The organism is Roseixanthobacter psychrophilus (assembly GCF_043195195.1).
In the GTDB taxonomy this organism is placed as follows: domain Bacteria; phylum Pseudomonadota; class Alphaproteobacteria; order Rhizobiales; family Xanthobacteraceae; genus NCEH01.
The window spans coordinates 1-259 of sequence record NZ_JBAFWT010000238.1; the positions used below are offsets into that span (position 1 = coordinate 1).

Sequence of the window (259 nt, forward strand, 5' to 3'; positions counted from 1 at the left end):
AGGTTCGCCCAACGAGCGCGTCTACACCGACGAAGATAATGTTGCTGAGCGCGATCCCGAGCCATCCCGCCGCCTTGATCGGCTGCCCGCGCAATACGAGACCAAAGGCGACCATCATCGCGGCCGCAGCGAAGATGACGTCCCCCGTCAAGCCCATCACGCCAATCCACCACAGTTGCATGCCGTCGCTAGCTCTCAGGGCTTCGAGCGCCTCCGGTAGCCGAGCCGTCACCACGGGCATCGCCGCCGCCGTGGGCGC

At 66.0% G+C, this 259-nt stretch carries 1 pseudogene; it reads right to left on the minus strand.

What is annotated here, in order from left to right:
- A pseudogene (locus tag V5F77_RS29350) lies at nucleotides 1-241 on the minus strand (hypothetical protein); the annotation flags it as partial.
- Nucleotides 242-259 lie beyond the last annotated feature (18 nt).